Here is a 15,259-nt window from a genome sequence, read left to right on the forward strand (position 1 = left end):
GGGGGTCCGGCGCACAATCGGAATCGTGATAGCGACGAGTTCGATGCTGGGAGTTGCCGCCGCGGAACTGGGCCTGGTGCTGACGCCCGGGCCGAACATGATGTACCTGGTGTCACGCACCATCTCGCAGGGCCGCCGCGCCGGACTGGTGTCGCTGGCGGGCGTGGCCGTCGGATTCGGCGTGTACCTGGTGGCCGCCACCGTCGGGATCACCGCCATCTTCGCGGTGGTGCCCGCGCTGTACCTCGCACTGAAGGTGGCCGGTGCGATGTACCTGCTGTACCTGGCGTGGAAGATCCTGCGGCCCGGCGGGGTCTCGCTGTTCGAACCCAGCGAGCTGCCCGCCGACTCGACTCGGCGACTGTTCGGGATGGGCCTGGTCACCAACCTGCTCAACCCCAAAGTCGCCATCCTCTACATGGCGTTGATCCCGCAGTTCGTGATCCCCGCGCGCGGACAGGTCTGGTTGCAGAGCCTGTGCCTCGGCTCGATCCAGATCGGCATCGCCGTGGTGATCAACGGCCTGATCGTGCTGAGCGCCGGCGCCATCGCGGCCTTCCTCGCCGATCGGCCACTGTGGTTGCGCGCCCAGCGTTTCGTCACCGGCAGCGTGCTGGGCGGGATGGCCGCGCTGGTGCTGTCCGACCGGACGCGGCCACTCCCCGCCTAAGAGTGCAGCGAACCCGGGTACAGGAACTCGTCGCCCGGGCGGTCGGTGCGATCCAGCCACGCGGCGAAGAATCCGTTCAGATCCTGCGGTGTCCGGGTCTGCATGAACTGCCGGAACTCCGGCATCGAGGCATTGCCGTACTTGTGCCCCATCACGAAATCCCGCACCGCCGGGAAGAAGGCGTCGTCACCCATGGTGCGGCGCAGGGCGTGCAGGAACAGCGGGCCCCGGTAGTAGACCGAGGTGAATTCCTGTCCCACCCCGGGGTTCTGGAGGCTGATCTGCCAGAACTTGGGATCGTCATGGTATTTCGCGACGGTCTCGCGGTACTGAGCGTCGACGTCCTTGCCGTCCTTGCGTTCCGGCCACAGGTAGTCGGCGGTGTAGCTGGCGAAACATTCGTTGAGGCAGATGTCGGACCAGTGCTGCACCGACATCGAGTCGCCCCACCACTGGTGGGTCACCTCGTGCACCACGGTGTCCAGATCCGTCCACGGCGCGTAGATCGGCCGTGACTGCGTCTCCAGTGAGAATTGCAGATCGGTGTCGACGAAGATGCCGCCCGCCACATCGAACGGGTACGGGCCGTAGAGCTGCTCCTGGAAATCCAGGATCTCCGGCAGCCGCGCCTCGATGTCCTTGGCCTTCAGGGCATCCGGCGCGAAGGCGCTCAGCAGCTGGGTGCCGTTGGCGCGCTGCTGCTCGAGGAACTGGAACTTGTCGATCGCGATCGTGGTCAGATACCCGGCCACCGGCTGGCGCATATCCCAGTCGACGGTGCGGGTGCCGTTCTGCACGGTGTCGTCGACCTTGATCCCGTTCGACATCACCTCCCACTCCTGCGGCACCGAGGCGTGCAGCGTGAAAGTCGCCTTGTTCAACGGCGAGTCGTTGAGCGGATACCAGCTGCTGGCCGAATGCGGTTCGCCCGCAACGAAAGCCCCGCCGCTGGGGGAGAAGTTCCAGCCGCTGTCGTCGCTGCTGTTCACCGGGCCCGCGTACTGTACGGCCACCGTGAACGGCAGGCCGGGCAGCAGCGGCAGCAGCGGCGTGATCGTCAGCTCGTGATCGCCGTTGCGATCGAACGCGGCCGGGAGATTGTTGACGGTGACCTTGGAGATCTGCGGGCCGTCGTAATCGAGGTTGAACGCGTGCATCGCCTGCGTGGCTGTCGCGTCGATGCGGGTCGACCCGATCAGCTGACGGGTCGGCGGATCGTAGGAGACGGTGACGTCGTAGTGATCAGCCTGGTATCCGCCGTTGCCGTCGAGCGGATAGTAGGGATCTCCGAGTCCGGGCGCACCGGCCAGCGGGTCGGTCGAATCTGCCTGTGCGGCAGGCATGTTGGCTCCCGCCAGCAGCGTCGCCCCGAGCATCGCGTACCGCCATCCGTGCCGCATTCGCCCTGCCGCCCCTCTCACCGCCACCGATCACCGACGAGCCGATGCTAACCGGCCCGGGCGTCAGTTGGTTGTGCCCGACACGGCCACGCTCGCACCCAGCCCGATGATCATCATGCCGCCCGCGCCGCCGACCGCCTCCAGCCGCCGCGGCGACCGCGCGAACCAGTTCCGCGCCGAGCCCGCCGCAAGGGCGTACACCGAATCCGAGCACACCGCGATCACCAGGAACAACACCCCCAGCAACAGCATCTGCAACGGGATCGCACCGGACTGCCGATCCACGAACTGCGGCAGGATCGCCGAGAAGAAGATGATGGCCTTCGGGTTGGTGACCCCGACCAGCACCGCCTGACGCAGCGCGCGACGCTGGTCCATCGGCTCCAGCTTCGCCTCGAATGCCGTACGCAGCGAACGACGTTCACGTATGGCCTGCGCGCCCAGGAACATCAGATACAGCGCACCGGCGATCTTCACGACCGACAGCGCGATCGCCGAGGCCGCCAGGATCGAACCCAGTCCCGCGGCCACCAGGCCCAGGATCGCGAGCACGCCGAGGGAGTGGCCCAGCACCGAGAGCAGGGCGGCGCGACGGCCGTAACTGAGCGCGCGCCCGATCACGAACAGCACGCCCGGACCGGGGATCACAGCGATGAGGACGGCGGCGCCGACAAACGCCAGCAGGTTCGCGGCGGGAATCATCCGACCATTCTATGGACCGGGCCCGCCGCTGTCGCCCGAATAACTACCCGCGCAGTTCCTCGGGCAGCTGCTGCGGATCCAGCAGCAGCCGTTTGGCATCGACGCCGCGCACCTTGGCGGCCAGATCCAGATTGTCGGTGAGCAGCTTCCACTCGGCCTCGCCGATGGCGTCGCGGGCCCGCTCGATGGTCGCGACATCCCTTGTGCCCCAGGCGATCGGCATGGCACTCACCGACTGCCACAGGTCGCCGACCGAGCCCGGCGCGCGGTCGATGCGCACGGTGACCGCGGGCACCCGCTCCCCGGCGCGGGTGCTGTGACCCGGCAGCGAGCGCACCGTCCGGGTGACCAGCGCGTAGCGGGGACCCGCGGTGTCGGGCTTCGCCAGATCGACCAGGGCCAGCAGGGTGGCGCTGTCCCCGTCGGTCTCCGACACCACGGCCGGAACCAGCGCGCCCGCCGCGTAGAGCTTGTCGACCCGGCTGCGATGCGGGGTCCAGTAGCCGATGAACATCGCGGTCACCGCGCCCACCGCGAACGCGACCGCCAGCAGCCACGACCACGGATGGTTGACCCAGATCAACAGTGCCGTGCCCAGACCCATCACGACCGCGGCCGCATATGCCAGTACCCGCAGCCGCCGTAGGTCGGCCGCGACCTCGTTCACCGCCCGGGCATGGTCGCGGTCGACCGCGAATTCGAAGCGCCGCACGTGCGTCCCTCCCGCCTTGTGGAGACCTCTCCTCCACTTATCCTAACGTCGGCCCCAGCAGGTCGTCCGCATCGGTGATGCGATAGGCATACCCCTGCTCCGCCAGGAAACGCTGCCGGTGCGCGGCGTAGTCGGCGTCCAGCGTGTCACGCGAGACGACGGAATAGAAGTGAGCTTGGCCGCCATCGTGTTTCGGCCGCAACAGCCGCCCGAGCCGCTGCGCCTCCTCCTGCCGGGACCCGAAGGTGCCCGAAACCTGGACGGCCACAGACGCTTCCGGCAGATCGATGGAGAAGTTCGCCACCTTCGACACCACCAGCACCGGAATCTCCCCGCGCCGGAACGCGTCGAAGAGCTCCTCGCGCTCCTTGGTACGCGTCGAACCCTGGATCACCGGGGCGTTCAAATGCTCGCCCAACTCCTCGAGCTGATCCAGATACGCGCCGATCACCAGGCTCGGCGACCCCTGGTGCTTGGCCAGAATCGCCTCCACCACCGGCAGTTTCGTGCGCGCGGTCGAGCACAGCTTGTAGCGCTCCTCCGGCTCCGCGGTCGCGTACGCCATCCGCTCGGCATCGGTGAGGGTGACCCGGACCTCGACACAGTCGGCCGGGGCGATCCAGCCCTGCGCCTCGATGTCCTTCCAGGGCGCGTCGTAGCGCTTGGGGCCGATCAGTGAGAACACATCGCCCTCGCGGCCGTCCTCGCGCACCAGCGTGGCGGTCAGGCCGAGGCGGCGGCGCGACTGCAGATCCGCGGTCATCCGGAAGACCGGCGCGGGCAGCAGATGCACCTCGTCGTAGATGACCAGACCCCAGTCACGGCTGTCGAACAGCTCCAGGTGCCGGTACTCGCCCTTGGTCTTGCGGGTGATCACCTGGTAGGTGGCGATGGTGACCGGGCGGACCTCCTTGCGCTCACCGGAGTACTCGCCGATCTCGTCCTCGGTCAGCGAGGTGCGCGCCAGCAGTTCCCGCCGCCACTGCCGCCCGGCGACGGTATTGGTGACCAGGATCAGCGTGGTCGCCTTGGCCTTGGCCATGGCCGCCGCGCCCACCATGGTCTTGCCCGCGCCACACGGCAGCACCACCACGCCGGACCCGCCCGCCCAGAACGAATCGGCGGCCATCTCCTGGTAGTCGCGCAGCTGCCAGTGCCCGGCCTCGAAGTCCAGGTTGATCTCGTGCGCCTCGCCGTCCACGTAGCCCGCGAGGTCCTCGGCGGGCCAGCCGACCTTCAGCAGCATCTGCTTGATCCGGCCGCGCTCCGAGGGATGCACGATGACCGTGTCGGGATCGATGCGATTGCCGAGCATGGGCTGAATCTTCTTGTGCCGCAGGATTTCCTCCAGCACCGCGCGATCCAGGCTGACCAGCACCAGCCCGTGCGCCGGATGCTTGACCAGCTGCAGCCGCCCGTAGCGGCCCATGGTGTCGACGATGTCCACCAGCAGCGGCTGCGGCACCGCGAACCGGCTGAACTGCACCAGCGCGTCGACCACCTGCTCGGCGTCGTGTCCCGCGGCGCGCGCGTTCCACAGCGCCAGCGGCGTGATCCGGTAGGTGTGGACGTGCTCGGGCGCCCGTTCCAATTCCGCGAACGGCGCGATGGCCTGCCGCGCGGCGTTGGCCGCCTCGTGGTCGACCTCCAGCAGCAGCGTCTTGTCACTCTGAACGATGAGTGGACCGTCGGTCATCACACCTCCTGGCTGTGTCCGGACCCGAACGGGCCTCGACCATTCTCCAGGAAGTCACCGACACGGCCCACGTGACCTGCGCCCTTTTTTCTATGGGCAGAAGCTCGCCCGGGTCAGGGTGGGTGTCGATGTCTCGAAAACCCGTCAAGACCCGAGTTTCGGTGGCTACGATCACACCCAAAATTGGACGCCCGTCCATTTGGACGTTTGATCAGAGAACTGCACAGGGGTAGCGATGCGCAAGGGCACAGCCGCAGTCCGGCGGAAACACCGCGGACCATGGATCACCGGATTACTCGCCGTCGCGCTCGCGAGCGCACTCGCCACACCCGTCAGCGCGCACGCGGATCCCACTCCCGTGATCTCGCCGCTGCGCACCGACGGCACCCACTTCATCGACGACAGCGGCCGGGTGGTGCTGCTGCACGGCGTCAACAATGTCGACAAGGAGCCGCCCTACATCGAACCCGGCGACGGCTTCACCCTCACCGCCGACGATGCCGCGCTGCTGGCCCGCCACGGCTTCGACACCGTGCGGCTCGGTGTCTCCTTCGACGGGCTGATGCCCACCCGCGGCGTCGTCGACACCGCCTACCTCGACCGCGTCGCCGGAGTCGTGGACACCTTGGCGCAGCAGGGTATTCACACCCTGCTCGACAATCACCAGGACGGACTCTCGAAGATCTGGGGCGGCAACGGTTTTCCCGAATGGGCGCTCTCGGCGCGACCCGGAGCCCTCGAGCCCAACGTCGGATTCCCGCTCTACTACCTGATGCCCAGCATGAACCAGGGCTGGGACCAGGTGTGGAACAACAGCGACGGCGTCCTCGACTACCTCGGCCAGGCCCTCGGCGCACTCGCCGCGCGGGTCAGCGGTCACCCCGGCGCGCTCGGGGTGGAACTGCTCAACGAGCCGTGGCCGGGCTCGGCGTTCCTGTCCTGCTTCCCCAACGGCTGCCCCGGCTTCGACGTGAAATATCAAGCGGCCATGCAGAAGCTGACCGACGCGGTACGGGCCCGCAACGGCGACCTGATGGTGCTGTGGGAGCCGAACGTCACCTGGAACGAAACCATGCCCACCAACCTGGGCAAGAACCCGCCCATCACCGCGCCCGACATCGCGTTCGCGCCGCACGACTACTGCATCCCCAGTCAGCTGGCCATTTACATGGGGCTGCCCACGTTTCTGCGCGGCCTGTGCCCGCTGCAGCAGGACAAGACCTGGGGCAATATCGACGCCTTCACCGCCCGCACCCAATTGCCCACGCTGGTAACCGAATTCGGCGACGGCGACACCAGCGTGCTGGGTAATACGCTGACCCGCGCCGACGACCGGTTCGTCGGCTGGCAGTACTGGCACTACGCCTCGCACTTCGGACCCGCCGGGGCGCAACCGGATCCGTTCCTCGGCGACATCGGCCGGCAGCTGGTCCGCACCTACCCGCAGGCCACCTCGGGCACGCCCGGGCGGATGATCTTCGATCCGGCCACCGGTGACTTCGCCTACCGCTACACCCCGCGCGCCACCGGACGGCCGACCGAGATCTATGTCTCCGATGTGCACTACCCGGGCGGCTATCAGGTGCGCGTCGAGGGCGGGCACGCCACCTCGGCGGCGGGTGCGCGAGTGGTGACGGTCGAGGCCGATGCCTCGGGTCCGGTCACCGTGTACATCAACCGGCCGGGCTCCAAGGGTGCGACGGTGCCGACCGGGCCGATCGGGACCGGGTCTGCCAGCGGTTCCGCGGGCAGCGGGTCGGGCAGTGGGTCCGGGACCGGCTCGGCCGGTAGTGGATCGGGCACCGGATCGGGGAGCTGACCGGCCGAATCGGCAGTGGGATCGGTGTAACACGCCGATGATGGGGAGCGACACAGTGCACGGCGCACGACCCTGAACGTGCGTCCAAAACGAGAGGGAACAATTGTGAACGCTATTGGTCTGCTACTTCTCAACAACCTGCTCCCCACCATCCTCAACCTGTCGCTGCTCGCCAACCACGGCCTCCCGTATCACCACTGAGCTCTCCCGGTATCGGACCCGGCGGATTTCCGCCCTCGGGAACGCGATACTTCGCACGTCGGATGCGGTTGCGGCGGATCCACAGGTATTCTCACCGCGTTCACAGCCGTGAACTGTTCGGTGAGAAAGGTTTTCGCTAGTGAAGTTCGCAGGAACGAGGCCGATCCTCCGCCTCGTACTCGCCCTCGTGGCGGTGGCCGTGGCCGCATTCGCCGTGACCGGCTGTTCGATGGTCAAGGACGCCAGCAAGTCCGATACCGCCAAATCCAAGGTCGGTGACTGCATCAACGTCATCGAGGGATCGATGACCGATTCCAAGACCCAGCCGGTCGACTGCACGGACCAGAAGGCGGTCTACAAGGTCGCCGCGGTCTACGACAAGAAGACCGACTGCAAGGACGAGCAGACCTCCTACGAGGAAACCCTCAACGGCGGCACCACCTCCTTCCTGTGCCTGAACCCCAATTTCAAGGAAGGCGCCTGCTACAACGAGAGCCAGACCACCGGCTACAAGTTCGTGCAGTGCACCGCGCCGGAAGCCTCGTTCAAGGTGCTCAAGCGGATCGACGGTCAGGCCGACGAATTCCAGTGCGACACCAATACCGCGATCGGTTTCCGCGTTGTCGACGACCCGAAGACGACCTTCTGCCTGGGTAATCCGAAGGGGTAGTGGGAATCTCGAATATCCGGCCCGGAACTCGCGGTGGAGATGCGACTCCACTCGAATTCCGGGTCGTGCTGTCCGGCAGCGCTATTCGACCAGTGCGACCGAGGCGATGCGGTGCAGCGTGAAATGGCGGACCGCGCCGGTGACGGGATCCAACGCATCGAGTTGTCCGCCACCGACTTTCAACGGTTCGACCACGCGCTGCGAGGCGACCCCCTGCGCGTCGACATAGCCGATGTGCACCGGACGCCGGGTGCGGGCGGCCAATTGCAGCAGGTTCAGGGTGGCCACGGTGCTGGTGCGGGAGCCGTCGGCGCGCACCGTCTGTCCCGGGCGTGCACTCGCCGCGCGTTCCCCCGCCCGCAATTCGGCGACCAGCGACTGCAACTGCTCGACGCTCGGCGGATTGGGCCGCCAGTTGGGGCGCTGCCCGCCGCGGGCCGCGATGCGCACGCCGCGCGGTCGCAGGTCCACGATCGTGCCCGCGGAGTCCTCCCCGGCGGGGCTGAAACCCGCGGCGCGCAACCGATCCAGTACCTCCGACAGTGACGCCTGCGAGATGGCGACCGTCGGCGCGACCGCGCGCAGCGCCAGTTCACCGGCCACCGGTGCGGCCAGCACCTCGGCCAGCAGCGCCGGATCCTCACTGCGCACGAAGCTCTGCGCCATGCCCGCGCGTAGTCGGCCGTGTCGGCGGGCCACATCGTCGATGAGGTAGGTCAGCGACTGCGGCACCGGGGTGCGCGAGTGGGTGGTGAACAGGTGGTGCAGTTCGGCGGCGGTCGCCCCGGCATCGAGGGCGCGCCGCACCGACAGGTCGCTGATCCGGTAAACCGTTGCCGCCCCGGCCGATTCGACATCGGCGACCAGCGACACCCGGTCTTGTAGCTCCGGGGTCAGCGGGCCGGGGGCGATCACCGTCAGATCCGCCTGCACCAGCACGTGGTCGACCGGCGTGGGCAGGGCCGCCGCCATCTCGGACTCCGCGTCCTCGGGGCTGCCGTGCAGCAGCGCCCGGCCCGCCGAGCTGACCGCGCCGCGCGCCACCAGTCCCAGCGCCTGCGCCTCGGCGAGGGTGGCCGCCACCGCGTCGAGCCGGTAGTGCCGTCGCCAGCGCGGCTGCCGCCAGGCCAGTGCGCGGGCCAGGTCCGCGGTGGAAACCTCGGTGCCGGGCGGGAATTCGGCCAGCAGGTCCAGCACGGCACGGCGATCGCGCACCGCGTGCACATTGCGCAGTTCGGCCGAGAGCGCGGCCAGCGGCTTGTCGTTGGCGTCCCGCATGCCGATCATCCACGGGAAGCGATCGAGGTCCAGCCAGGCCTGTGCCAGCACCACCCAGCGGCGCGGCGGCACCACCGCCAGCCAGGCGTCGGTGGTGGTGGTCGGGGTCCAGTAGTCCTCGGTGCCGTCACCGTCCGGCGGCGGCTCGGGGGTGCCCTTGTCGAGCAGTCTTGCGGCGGTGAGGATTTCGGCGAGCAGGCCCAGCCGGGTCTCGTCGATGCCGGTCTGCTTGGCTACCCGACGCAGCTCCCGCACCCCGAGTCCGCCCGCGCGCAGCACCGGTGCGGGCGCCTGCCCGAGCGCCTCCAGCAGGGATGCGCTGTGCCGCAGCAGTTCTCCCACCTCACCGGCCGCGACGGCGTTCACGTCGGCGGGCGCGTGCTTGGTGGGATCGGTGGCCGGGGGCTTCAGCGCGTGCGGATCGGTGACCGGCTCTCCGCGCAGCAGCTGACCCACCGCGATCGGCAGCTCGACGGTCTCCTCGTCGACCCAGTTGAGCAGCCGCCGACCCAGCAGCCGCTGCACCGGGCGGTCGTCCGGGGTGCCGGGGGCGGCGTCCCGGGTGCGGCCGCGCGGCCCGGTGGCCGCCAGCTTGTCCAGCAGGGCGCGTTCCGGCGGCGTGGATTCGGCCAGGGCCGCGGCGATCTCGGGTTCGGTGAGGGCGTCCGGCAGTTCGGTGGTGCTGCCCAACGGCCACGGCAGCGCCTCCTGCGCGGAGGGCGTCAATCGCAGCGCGGTATCCGGGCCCCACACCAGGGCACGTACCCGCAGCTTCAGCAGCGAGGCGTTGACGGTGGCGGCGGGCACCCGATCCGAGAGCAGTTTGCGCAACGTCTTGGCGGGCAGCGGTTCGCCGTGGCGGCCGTCGGCAGCGCCCTGCACCACCAGGGTCTCGATGACCGCGAAATCCAGGGTGTCGAGTTCGTCGGTGGCACGCAGCACCGAGGCCCGCTGTTCGGTGCGGGCGGCCAGCACCGCCATGGTGGCGGGCAGCGGGACGGCGAGATCGGGCCGCAGCTGCAGCAGTGCGACCAGATCGTCGTCGCCGCGCTTGGAAAGCCATTCGGCCAGAGTCGAACCGGTGCTCCCGGCGGGAGTGGGGGTATCGCTCACTTCACCCGATCCTGGCGGGGCGCACGACGAGACAGCGGGACGGGACACGCTTGCGCGGCCGCCGCGGCGACCAGGATCGAGCCTGGGAGCGTATGCGCGGCGGCCGCCCGGAAGCGAGCGCCGTCAACCGCATGGATCGGTGCTTGGGTCAGCGGTTGACGACCGTGTACGGGTGCACGTAGGGCAGCTGGTCCGCGGGCAGCGGGAACTCGGTGTCCTCACCGTACGGGGACAGGCCGCCGGAGCGCGTCGACGAGAGTTCGGTGACGGCGTGATCGCCGTTGGCCGTCTCGGGCCAGCCGTTGTCGACATAGGGTTTGTTCGATTTGTTCACCACGTCGCTCATTCTGGCATGAGGTGGTGGGGACCGCCCGCTCCGGCACCCGGAAGTTTGCCCACCGCACAGTTTTCCGGTGGCAATGCCGGGCAGCGTGCCCGGGCGTGAACGGACGAATGCCCCGCATCGGTGTCGATGCGGGGCATTCGCGGGAGGGAACGGGCTGTCCTACTGGGGAAGCATGCCCTTGTTCGCCTCGAAGAAGTTCACGAGACCCGGGTCGAGCTGGGTGCCGTTGGCCTTGGTGGCGTTGAGGAAGTCGAGCGCCGGCTGCGGAATGTTGATGCCCTGCTGCTGTGCGACCGCGATGGCGCGATCGACGGCCTGGAACACTTCCTGCGTGCCGTTGGTGCCACCGCCGGGGACGCCGGACTGCGGCGCGTTCCACTGCGGGGTGTCGGAGGCGGCGGGAGCGGTGCGCTCCGTGGGGCCGCTGCTCAGACCGAGGTGGGAGGAGCAGGAGGGCCATGCGCCCCAGCCCTGCGTGGCGAGTACCTTCTCGGCGACTGCGATCTGCTGCTCGCGGGTGGCCTGGTTGGCGGTGGAGGCGTACTGCCCGCCGCCGTGTGCGGTCCAGGTTCCGGGGGAGAACTGCAGCCCGCCCTGGAAACCGTTGCCGGTGTTGATGCCCCAGTTACCGCCGGCCTCGCACTGTGCGAGCCGATCCCAGTCGGAGTCGGGTGCCGCGCTGGCGTTGCCAGCCATGGCCACTCCGGCGCCGCCGAGGGCGATGCCTGTCAGGGCAACCTTAGCGACGGTGCGGCCGGTGTTGCTCGGCTTGCGATGGCGTCCACTCATTTTCGGGTCTTTCCTCTCGTACGCGCCTGCGAGGTCGACTACCGGGGTCGAACTGAGAGGTCGTCCGGCCCGGCGCACATATCGTGCGCTGTTCCTCGTCTTCGCCCCTGATTCCAGTTGGGGGTCCGGTTCCCGCGGGGCGAAGTTCGGTGCGGCGGGCCGGTGGCGTCGGGCTGACCCGACTGATGGAAGACGATACGTCGAGTGCCGGGAAAAGTCTCCATTTGGTAACCGCCGTGTCTGTCCGGGTCACCTACCGGCACAAGGGGTTCCGAGTGGCTTCTGTGCAGGTGGTCGCGGCGAGTCTCGGCCGTGAGCGGTCCGTCACCACTCTGTGACCGTCTCGTTATGTGACGAAGGTCACAGGCGTAGCCGGGTAACGAACTGGGCAATCCCGGTGTCGCGGCCCGGTCTCACCGGTTGGCTGGATCAGCGGGCGCGGCGGCCCGTCCACATCGCGTAGAACACCGCCAGCAGAAAACCGACCGGCGCGCACATGGCGAGCAGATACAGCCAGAGCCCCGGTTTGGACGAAGTCAGCAGCCCGATGCCGAAGATTGCGACAACCGCCAGCAACCCCAGCCCGAACAGTCCCATGGCGATGTACAGCAGCAGGCTCGAGGAACCACGAGCGGCCCGCTTGGCAGAAGAGTCCGGCACCCCAAGACCGTAAAACTCATGTGCTCGCGCTGTTCACACCGGGGTAGACTCGACTCAATCGCGTCCTGCACAGCTATGTGGGGCGCGTTCTTTTCGCACAAGGAAAGGTCGCGGACGAGCTCGTTCGCGACCACGATTGTGTCCGGCCGCGTCCGGGCATCGAATGATGAACAGGTGAGCGCAGTGCCGACCGGCAAGGTGAAGTGGTACGACGTCGAGAAGGGCTTCGGCTTCCTTTCCCAGGATGAGGGCGAGGACGTCTATGTCCGATCGTCGGCGTTGCCCGACGGCGTCGAAGCGCTCAAGCCTGGTCAGCGCGTCGAGTTCGGAATGGCCGCGGGTCGCCGTGGCCCGCAGGCACTTTCGCTGAAGCTGCTGGAGACGCCGCCGTCGCTGCGCGAGGAGCGCGGCGAGCGGGGCGGCCGGGGCGAGCGCGGTGGCCGCGGTGCGGGGCGCGACGAGGGCGGCCCGATCACCCGCAAGGATCCCGACGAGTTGCACGGCCTCATCGAGGACATGATCACGCTGCTGGAAACCAAGGTGCAGCCGGATCTGCGGCGGGGCAAGTACCCGGATCGCAAGATGTCGCAGCGCATCGCCGAAGTGGTGCGCGGCGTCGCCCGCGAACTCGACCACTAGGCCGAATTCGCCTCCAGGACAAAGGCTCAGGCCCCGGTGACTCGGTCACCGGGGCCTGATGCGTTGGGGGAGAACTCAGCTGAACAGGGCCGGATCGAACGCCGGGGTGTGGATCGACCAGACGCCGCGCGAGATGAAGCCCTCGTTACCGGCCGCGTCGCGCGCCGGGATCGGCAGATGCAGCTCCACCACCGCGATGCGCTTGCCCGGCTTGGGATTCAGGGTGTACGCGTACGGCTTGTCCTTGGGCCGGGAGATGCTCTCGGGCTCGATCGTGTTGTCCGGCAGGCGATATCCGACCAGCAGCTCCCACGGGACGTTCGCGATGTCCTTGGGCAGCGAGATCTGCAGCGGGGAACCCAGCGGGATATCCAGTTCGGAGACGGCCTGGGTGTTCTTGCAGTCGGTCAGGTCCAGCTTGCGGTCGGCCACGTTCAGATCGCAGTACATGTACGGGTTCACCGTCACGGTCTTGCCGTGCGAGTACGCGGCCAGCTCCGGCTGCGGTTTGTCGGTATGGCGGGCGACGACCACAACCGAGGCAAGATAGGCCACCGCGACCGCGGCCACCACCGCTAGCAGGGCGAAAATCGTGCGGGCTTTGGGTTGGCTCACCGGGGGTTCCTGTCCGTCACTGGCTGGGCTCCCCGGAGCCGTGGGCGGCGCTGGGGACTTCCTGTTTCGCGTGCTGCGGTCGATTGCCGCCCAAACCGGGCAGCAGCGAATGACCACGGTAGCTGACCACGGTTTGAATCAGACCGAGCGCCATGATGACCGCGACCACCGCGAAACCCTTCCACCACATGGTCGGCATCCACATGGTGGGCAGCAGCACGCCGACCGAGCCGCCCAGCACCCAGGCCAGCTGCAGCACGGTCTCGGAGCGGCCGAAACCGGAAGCGACGGATTCCGGCGGCAGGTCGTCCTGGATGGAGGCGTCGAGCGACACCTTGGCCAGGGCGCTCGCACCGGCGGCGACCAAAGTGGCGATGGCCGCGCCCAGCAGGCTGTCCATCACCGCCGCCAGCGCCGCGACCGCCGTGCAGCCGATGGTGCAGGTCAGCACGATCAGTTGGGGGCGGCCAAGTTTCATGCGCGCGCCGGTGGCGTTGCCGGTGAAGTTGCCGATGGCCGCGGCCGCGCCGATCACGCCGAGCATGGCGATCTGCTGCACCGCGCGATGCTCGGTGGCCTTGGCCACGAACGCGCCGTAGAAGGTGAGGAAGCCGGTCAGCACGCGCACCGTGCTGTTGCCCCACAGTCCGGTCACCACCGAACGGCCAAGTGGCTGACGGCGTTTGCTCGGCTGCACGTCCTCGGCCGCGTTCGGGTCCAGGATCTCGGTGCGGCCGTCGTTGCCGTGATAGCCGAGGGTGGCCGGGACCTCGCCCTCGGTGACCTCCACCCAGCGCGGGATGCGCAGGCTCAGGTACGCGCCCGCCGCGGCCAGCGCCGCGGCGAACAGCAGTGCGCCGGTCGAACCGGTCAGCTTGGCGATCAGGGCGGCCACGCCACCCGCGCCCAGGGTGCCGCCGACCAGGCCGAACACGGTGAGCCGGGAGTTGGTGCGCACCAGGTCCATTCCCCGCGGCAGCAGGCGCGGGGTGACCGCGGACTTCAGCACCGAGAACGATTTGGACAGCACCATCATGCACAGCGCCAGCGGATACAACGCCCAGTTGTCGATATTGAAGATGAGCAGTCCGGCGATCAGGACGCGAATGGCGAAGGATCCGGCCAGGGCCAGTCGGCGGCCACGCTGCAGGCGATCGAGCATCGGCCCGATCACCGGGGCGATCACCGCGAACGGGGCGATGGTGATCGCGAGATAGAGCGCCACCTTGGTTTTCGATTCGGCGGTCGCGCTGGCGAAGAACAGGGTGTTGGCCAGCGACACCGCGATCGCGGCATCGGTCGCGAAGTTCGCCATGGTGGCGTAGATCAGCGCGGTCAGCCCGGATTCCTCCGCGCCGTCGGCCTTGGCCGCGCGCTGGAAGGTCGCGAACCCCTTCTCGGTGAGTTCGATGCTGCGCCGCGCCGCGACCCGGGTGACCGTCAGCTTGCGCGGTGGCTTGTGCAGCCCGGAGTCGGTGACCCCGGTGTCGGGATCGTGCGAATGCGCCTGTGTCGCTTCCGGATCCACGTGCTGATGCCGCACGGTGTCCGGGCGCGTGGGATGGCTCTGACCCTTGCGGGTGGACGGCCCGGAGTCGGACGGGTGCCGCCGTGCGTGATTCGCGGGCGGTTCGGGGTCGGGGCGGCGCGGTTCGTCGCCGTAACCCGACATGGGTTCGGCGTCCGGGCGGCGGGCCAGGAATTCCGGCACTTCGGGCTCGCCGCGTCCGGGGTCGGGTCGGCGGCCCGCGCGGTTGGCGGGCGGATAGTGGTCGTACCCCGGATGCCTGTCGATCATGGGTGAGTCCTCGTCGCCCCAGCGACCGGGATCGGCACCGGGGTCACGGGGAGCAGTCACGCCCCCAATTCTTGCAGTGCGGCAGACGGGCGGCTGCACTACCGCCGGTGTGCGCGGCCACAAGTTCGTGTCGGGCAGATGTCCGGGAGCA

General features: G+C 68.4%; 14 protein-coding genes. 4 read left to right on the forward strand and 10 right to left on the reverse strand.

Annotated elements, in window-relative coordinates; genetic code table 11:
* Positions 1 to 25: 25 nt before the first annotated feature.
* Positions 26 to 670: a LysE family translocator gene (locus OG300_RS35525; RefSeq protein WP_405488659.1), complete on the forward strand. Its 645-nt coding sequence runs from the start codon at positions 26 to 28 to the stop codon at positions 668 to 670.
* On the opposite strand, the gene OG300_RS35530 is transcribed toward OG300_RS35525, so the two are convergent.
* The 4 genes from OG300_RS35530 to OG300_RS35545 all read right to left on the reverse strand — a co-directional run bounded on the left by OG300_RS35530 (position 667) and on the right by OG300_RS35545 (position 5,180).
* Positions 667 to 2,070 (reverse strand): M1 family metallopeptidase, encoded by a 1,404-nt coding sequence (locus OG300_RS35530; RefSeq protein ID WP_405488661.1) that lies wholly within the window; start codon positions 2,068 to 2,070, stop codon positions 667 to 669. The genes OG300_RS35525 and OG300_RS35530 overlap by 4 nt on opposite strands.
* Before the next feature lie 63 nt (positions 2,071 to 2,133).
* On the reverse strand, positions 2,134 to 2,772 hold the full coding sequence (locus tag OG300_RS35535; RefSeq protein WP_405488663.1) for a LysE family translocator: 639 nt from the start codon (positions 2,770 to 2,772) through the stop codon (positions 2,134 to 2,136).
* A gap of 43 nt (positions 2,773 to 2,815) precedes the next feature.
* Positions 2,816 to 3,484: a DUF3239 domain-containing protein gene (locus OG300_RS35540; protein ID WP_405488665.1), complete on the reverse strand. Its 669-nt coding sequence runs from the start codon at positions 3,482 to 3,484 to the stop codon at positions 2,816 to 2,818.
* A 37-nt stretch (positions 3,485 to 3,521) separates the two neighbouring features.
* Positions 3,522 to 5,180, reverse strand: a complete 1,659-nt coding sequence (locus OG300_RS35545) for a DNA repair helicase XPB (protein WP_405488667.1) — start codon at positions 5,178 to 5,180, stop codon at positions 3,522 to 3,524.
* 235 nt (positions 5,181 to 5,415) lie between these two features.
* Here OG300_RS35545 and OG300_RS35550 point away from each other — a divergent pair, with 235 nt between their 5' ends.
* Together OG300_RS35550 and OG300_RS35555 are read left to right on the forward strand one after the other, a co-directional pair.
* Positions 5,416 to 6,999: a cellulase family glycosylhydrolase gene (locus tag OG300_RS35550; RefSeq protein WP_405488669.1), complete on the forward strand. Its 1,584-nt coding sequence runs from the start codon at positions 5,416 to 5,418 to the stop codon at positions 6,997 to 6,999.
* Positions 7,000 to 7,339: 340 nt separating this feature from the next.
* On the forward strand, positions 7,340 to 7,870 hold the full coding sequence (locus tag OG300_RS35555) for a hypothetical protein (protein ID WP_405488671.1): 531 nt from the start codon (positions 7,340 to 7,342) through the stop codon (positions 7,868 to 7,870).
* 81 nt (positions 7,871 to 7,951) lie between these two features.
* Here OG300_RS35555 and OG300_RS35560 read toward each other — a convergent pair whose 3' ends face one another.
* From OG300_RS35560 to OG300_RS35575, 4 genes are all read right to left on the reverse strand, one after another.
* Entirely contained in the window at positions 7,952 to 10,261 is a 2,310-nt protein-coding gene (locus OG300_RS35560; protein WP_405488673.1) for a helicase-associated domain-containing protein, read from the reverse strand.
* 148 nt (positions 10,262 to 10,409) lie between these two features.
* Entirely contained in the window at positions 10,410 to 10,607 is a 198-nt protein-coding gene (locus OG300_RS35565) for a hypothetical protein (RefSeq protein WP_405488675.1), read from the reverse strand.
* Positions 10,608 to 10,766: 159 nt separating this feature from the next.
* Positions 10,767 to 11,396 (reverse strand): resuscitation-promoting factor Rpf1 domain-containing protein, encoded by a 630-nt coding sequence (locus OG300_RS35570; RefSeq protein WP_405488677.1) that lies wholly within the window; start codon positions 11,394 to 11,396, stop codon positions 10,767 to 10,769.
* Positions 11,397 to 11,825: 429 nt separating this feature from the next.
* Entirely contained in the window at positions 11,826 to 12,056 is a 231-nt protein-coding gene (locus OG300_RS35575) for a hypothetical protein (protein ID WP_405488679.1), read from the reverse strand.
* 183 nt (positions 12,057 to 12,239) lie between these two features.
* On the opposite strand from OG300_RS35575, the gene OG300_RS35580 reads away from it, so the two are divergent.
* On the forward strand, positions 12,240 to 12,695 hold the full coding sequence (locus OG300_RS35580; RefSeq protein WP_405498810.1) for a cold-shock protein: 456 nt from the start codon (positions 12,240 to 12,242) through the stop codon (positions 12,693 to 12,695).
* A 75-nt stretch (positions 12,696 to 12,770) separates the two neighbouring features.
* On the opposite strand, the gene OG300_RS35585 is transcribed toward OG300_RS35580, so the two are convergent.
* Together OG300_RS35585 and OG300_RS35590 are read right to left on the reverse strand one after the other, a co-directional pair.
* Positions 12,771 to 13,310, reverse strand: a complete 540-nt coding sequence (locus tag OG300_RS35585) for a DUF2771 family protein (protein ID WP_405488681.1) — start codon at positions 13,308 to 13,310, stop codon at positions 12,771 to 12,773.
* 16 nt (positions 13,311 to 13,326) lie between these two features.
* Complete coding sequence (locus OG300_RS35590; RefSeq protein ID WP_405488683.1) at positions 13,327 to 15,168, reverse strand: MFS transporter; 1,842 nt, start codon at positions 15,166 to 15,168, stop codon at positions 13,327 to 13,329.
* Positions 15,169 to 15,259: the final 91 nt, after the last annotated feature.

The organism is Nocardia sp. NBC_00511 (assembly GCF_045161165.1).
GTDB lineage: Bacteria > Actinomycetota > Actinomycetes > Mycobacteriales > Mycobacteriaceae > Nocardia.

What these genes read in the sequence shown, in the direction of transcription:
- OG300_RS35565 (WP_405488675.1), bottom strand. Translation starts at nt 10,607, where the DNA reads ATGAGCGACGTGGTGAACAAATCGAACAAACCCTATGTCGACAACGGC.
- OG300_RS35550 (WP_405488669.1), top strand. Translation starts at nt 5,416, where the DNA reads ATGCGCAAGGGCACAGCCGCAGTCCGGCGGAAACACCGCGGACCATGG.
- OG300_RS35535 (WP_405488663.1), bottom strand. Translation starts at nt 2,772, where the DNA reads ATGATTCCCGCCGCGAACCTGCTGGCGTTTGTCGGCGCCGCCGTCCTC.
- OG300_RS35570 (WP_405488677.1), bottom strand. Translation starts at nt 11,396, where the DNA reads ATGAGTGGACGCCATCGCAAGCCGAGCAACACCGGCCGCACCGTCGCT.
- OG300_RS35530 (WP_405488661.1), bottom strand. Translation starts at nt 2,070, where the DNA reads ATGCGGCACGGATGGCGGTACGCGATGCTCGGGGCGACGCTGCTGGCG.
- OG300_RS35545 (WP_405488667.1), bottom strand. Translation starts at nt 5,180, where the DNA reads ATGACCGACGGTCCACTCATCGTTCAGAGTGACAAGACGCTGCTGCTG.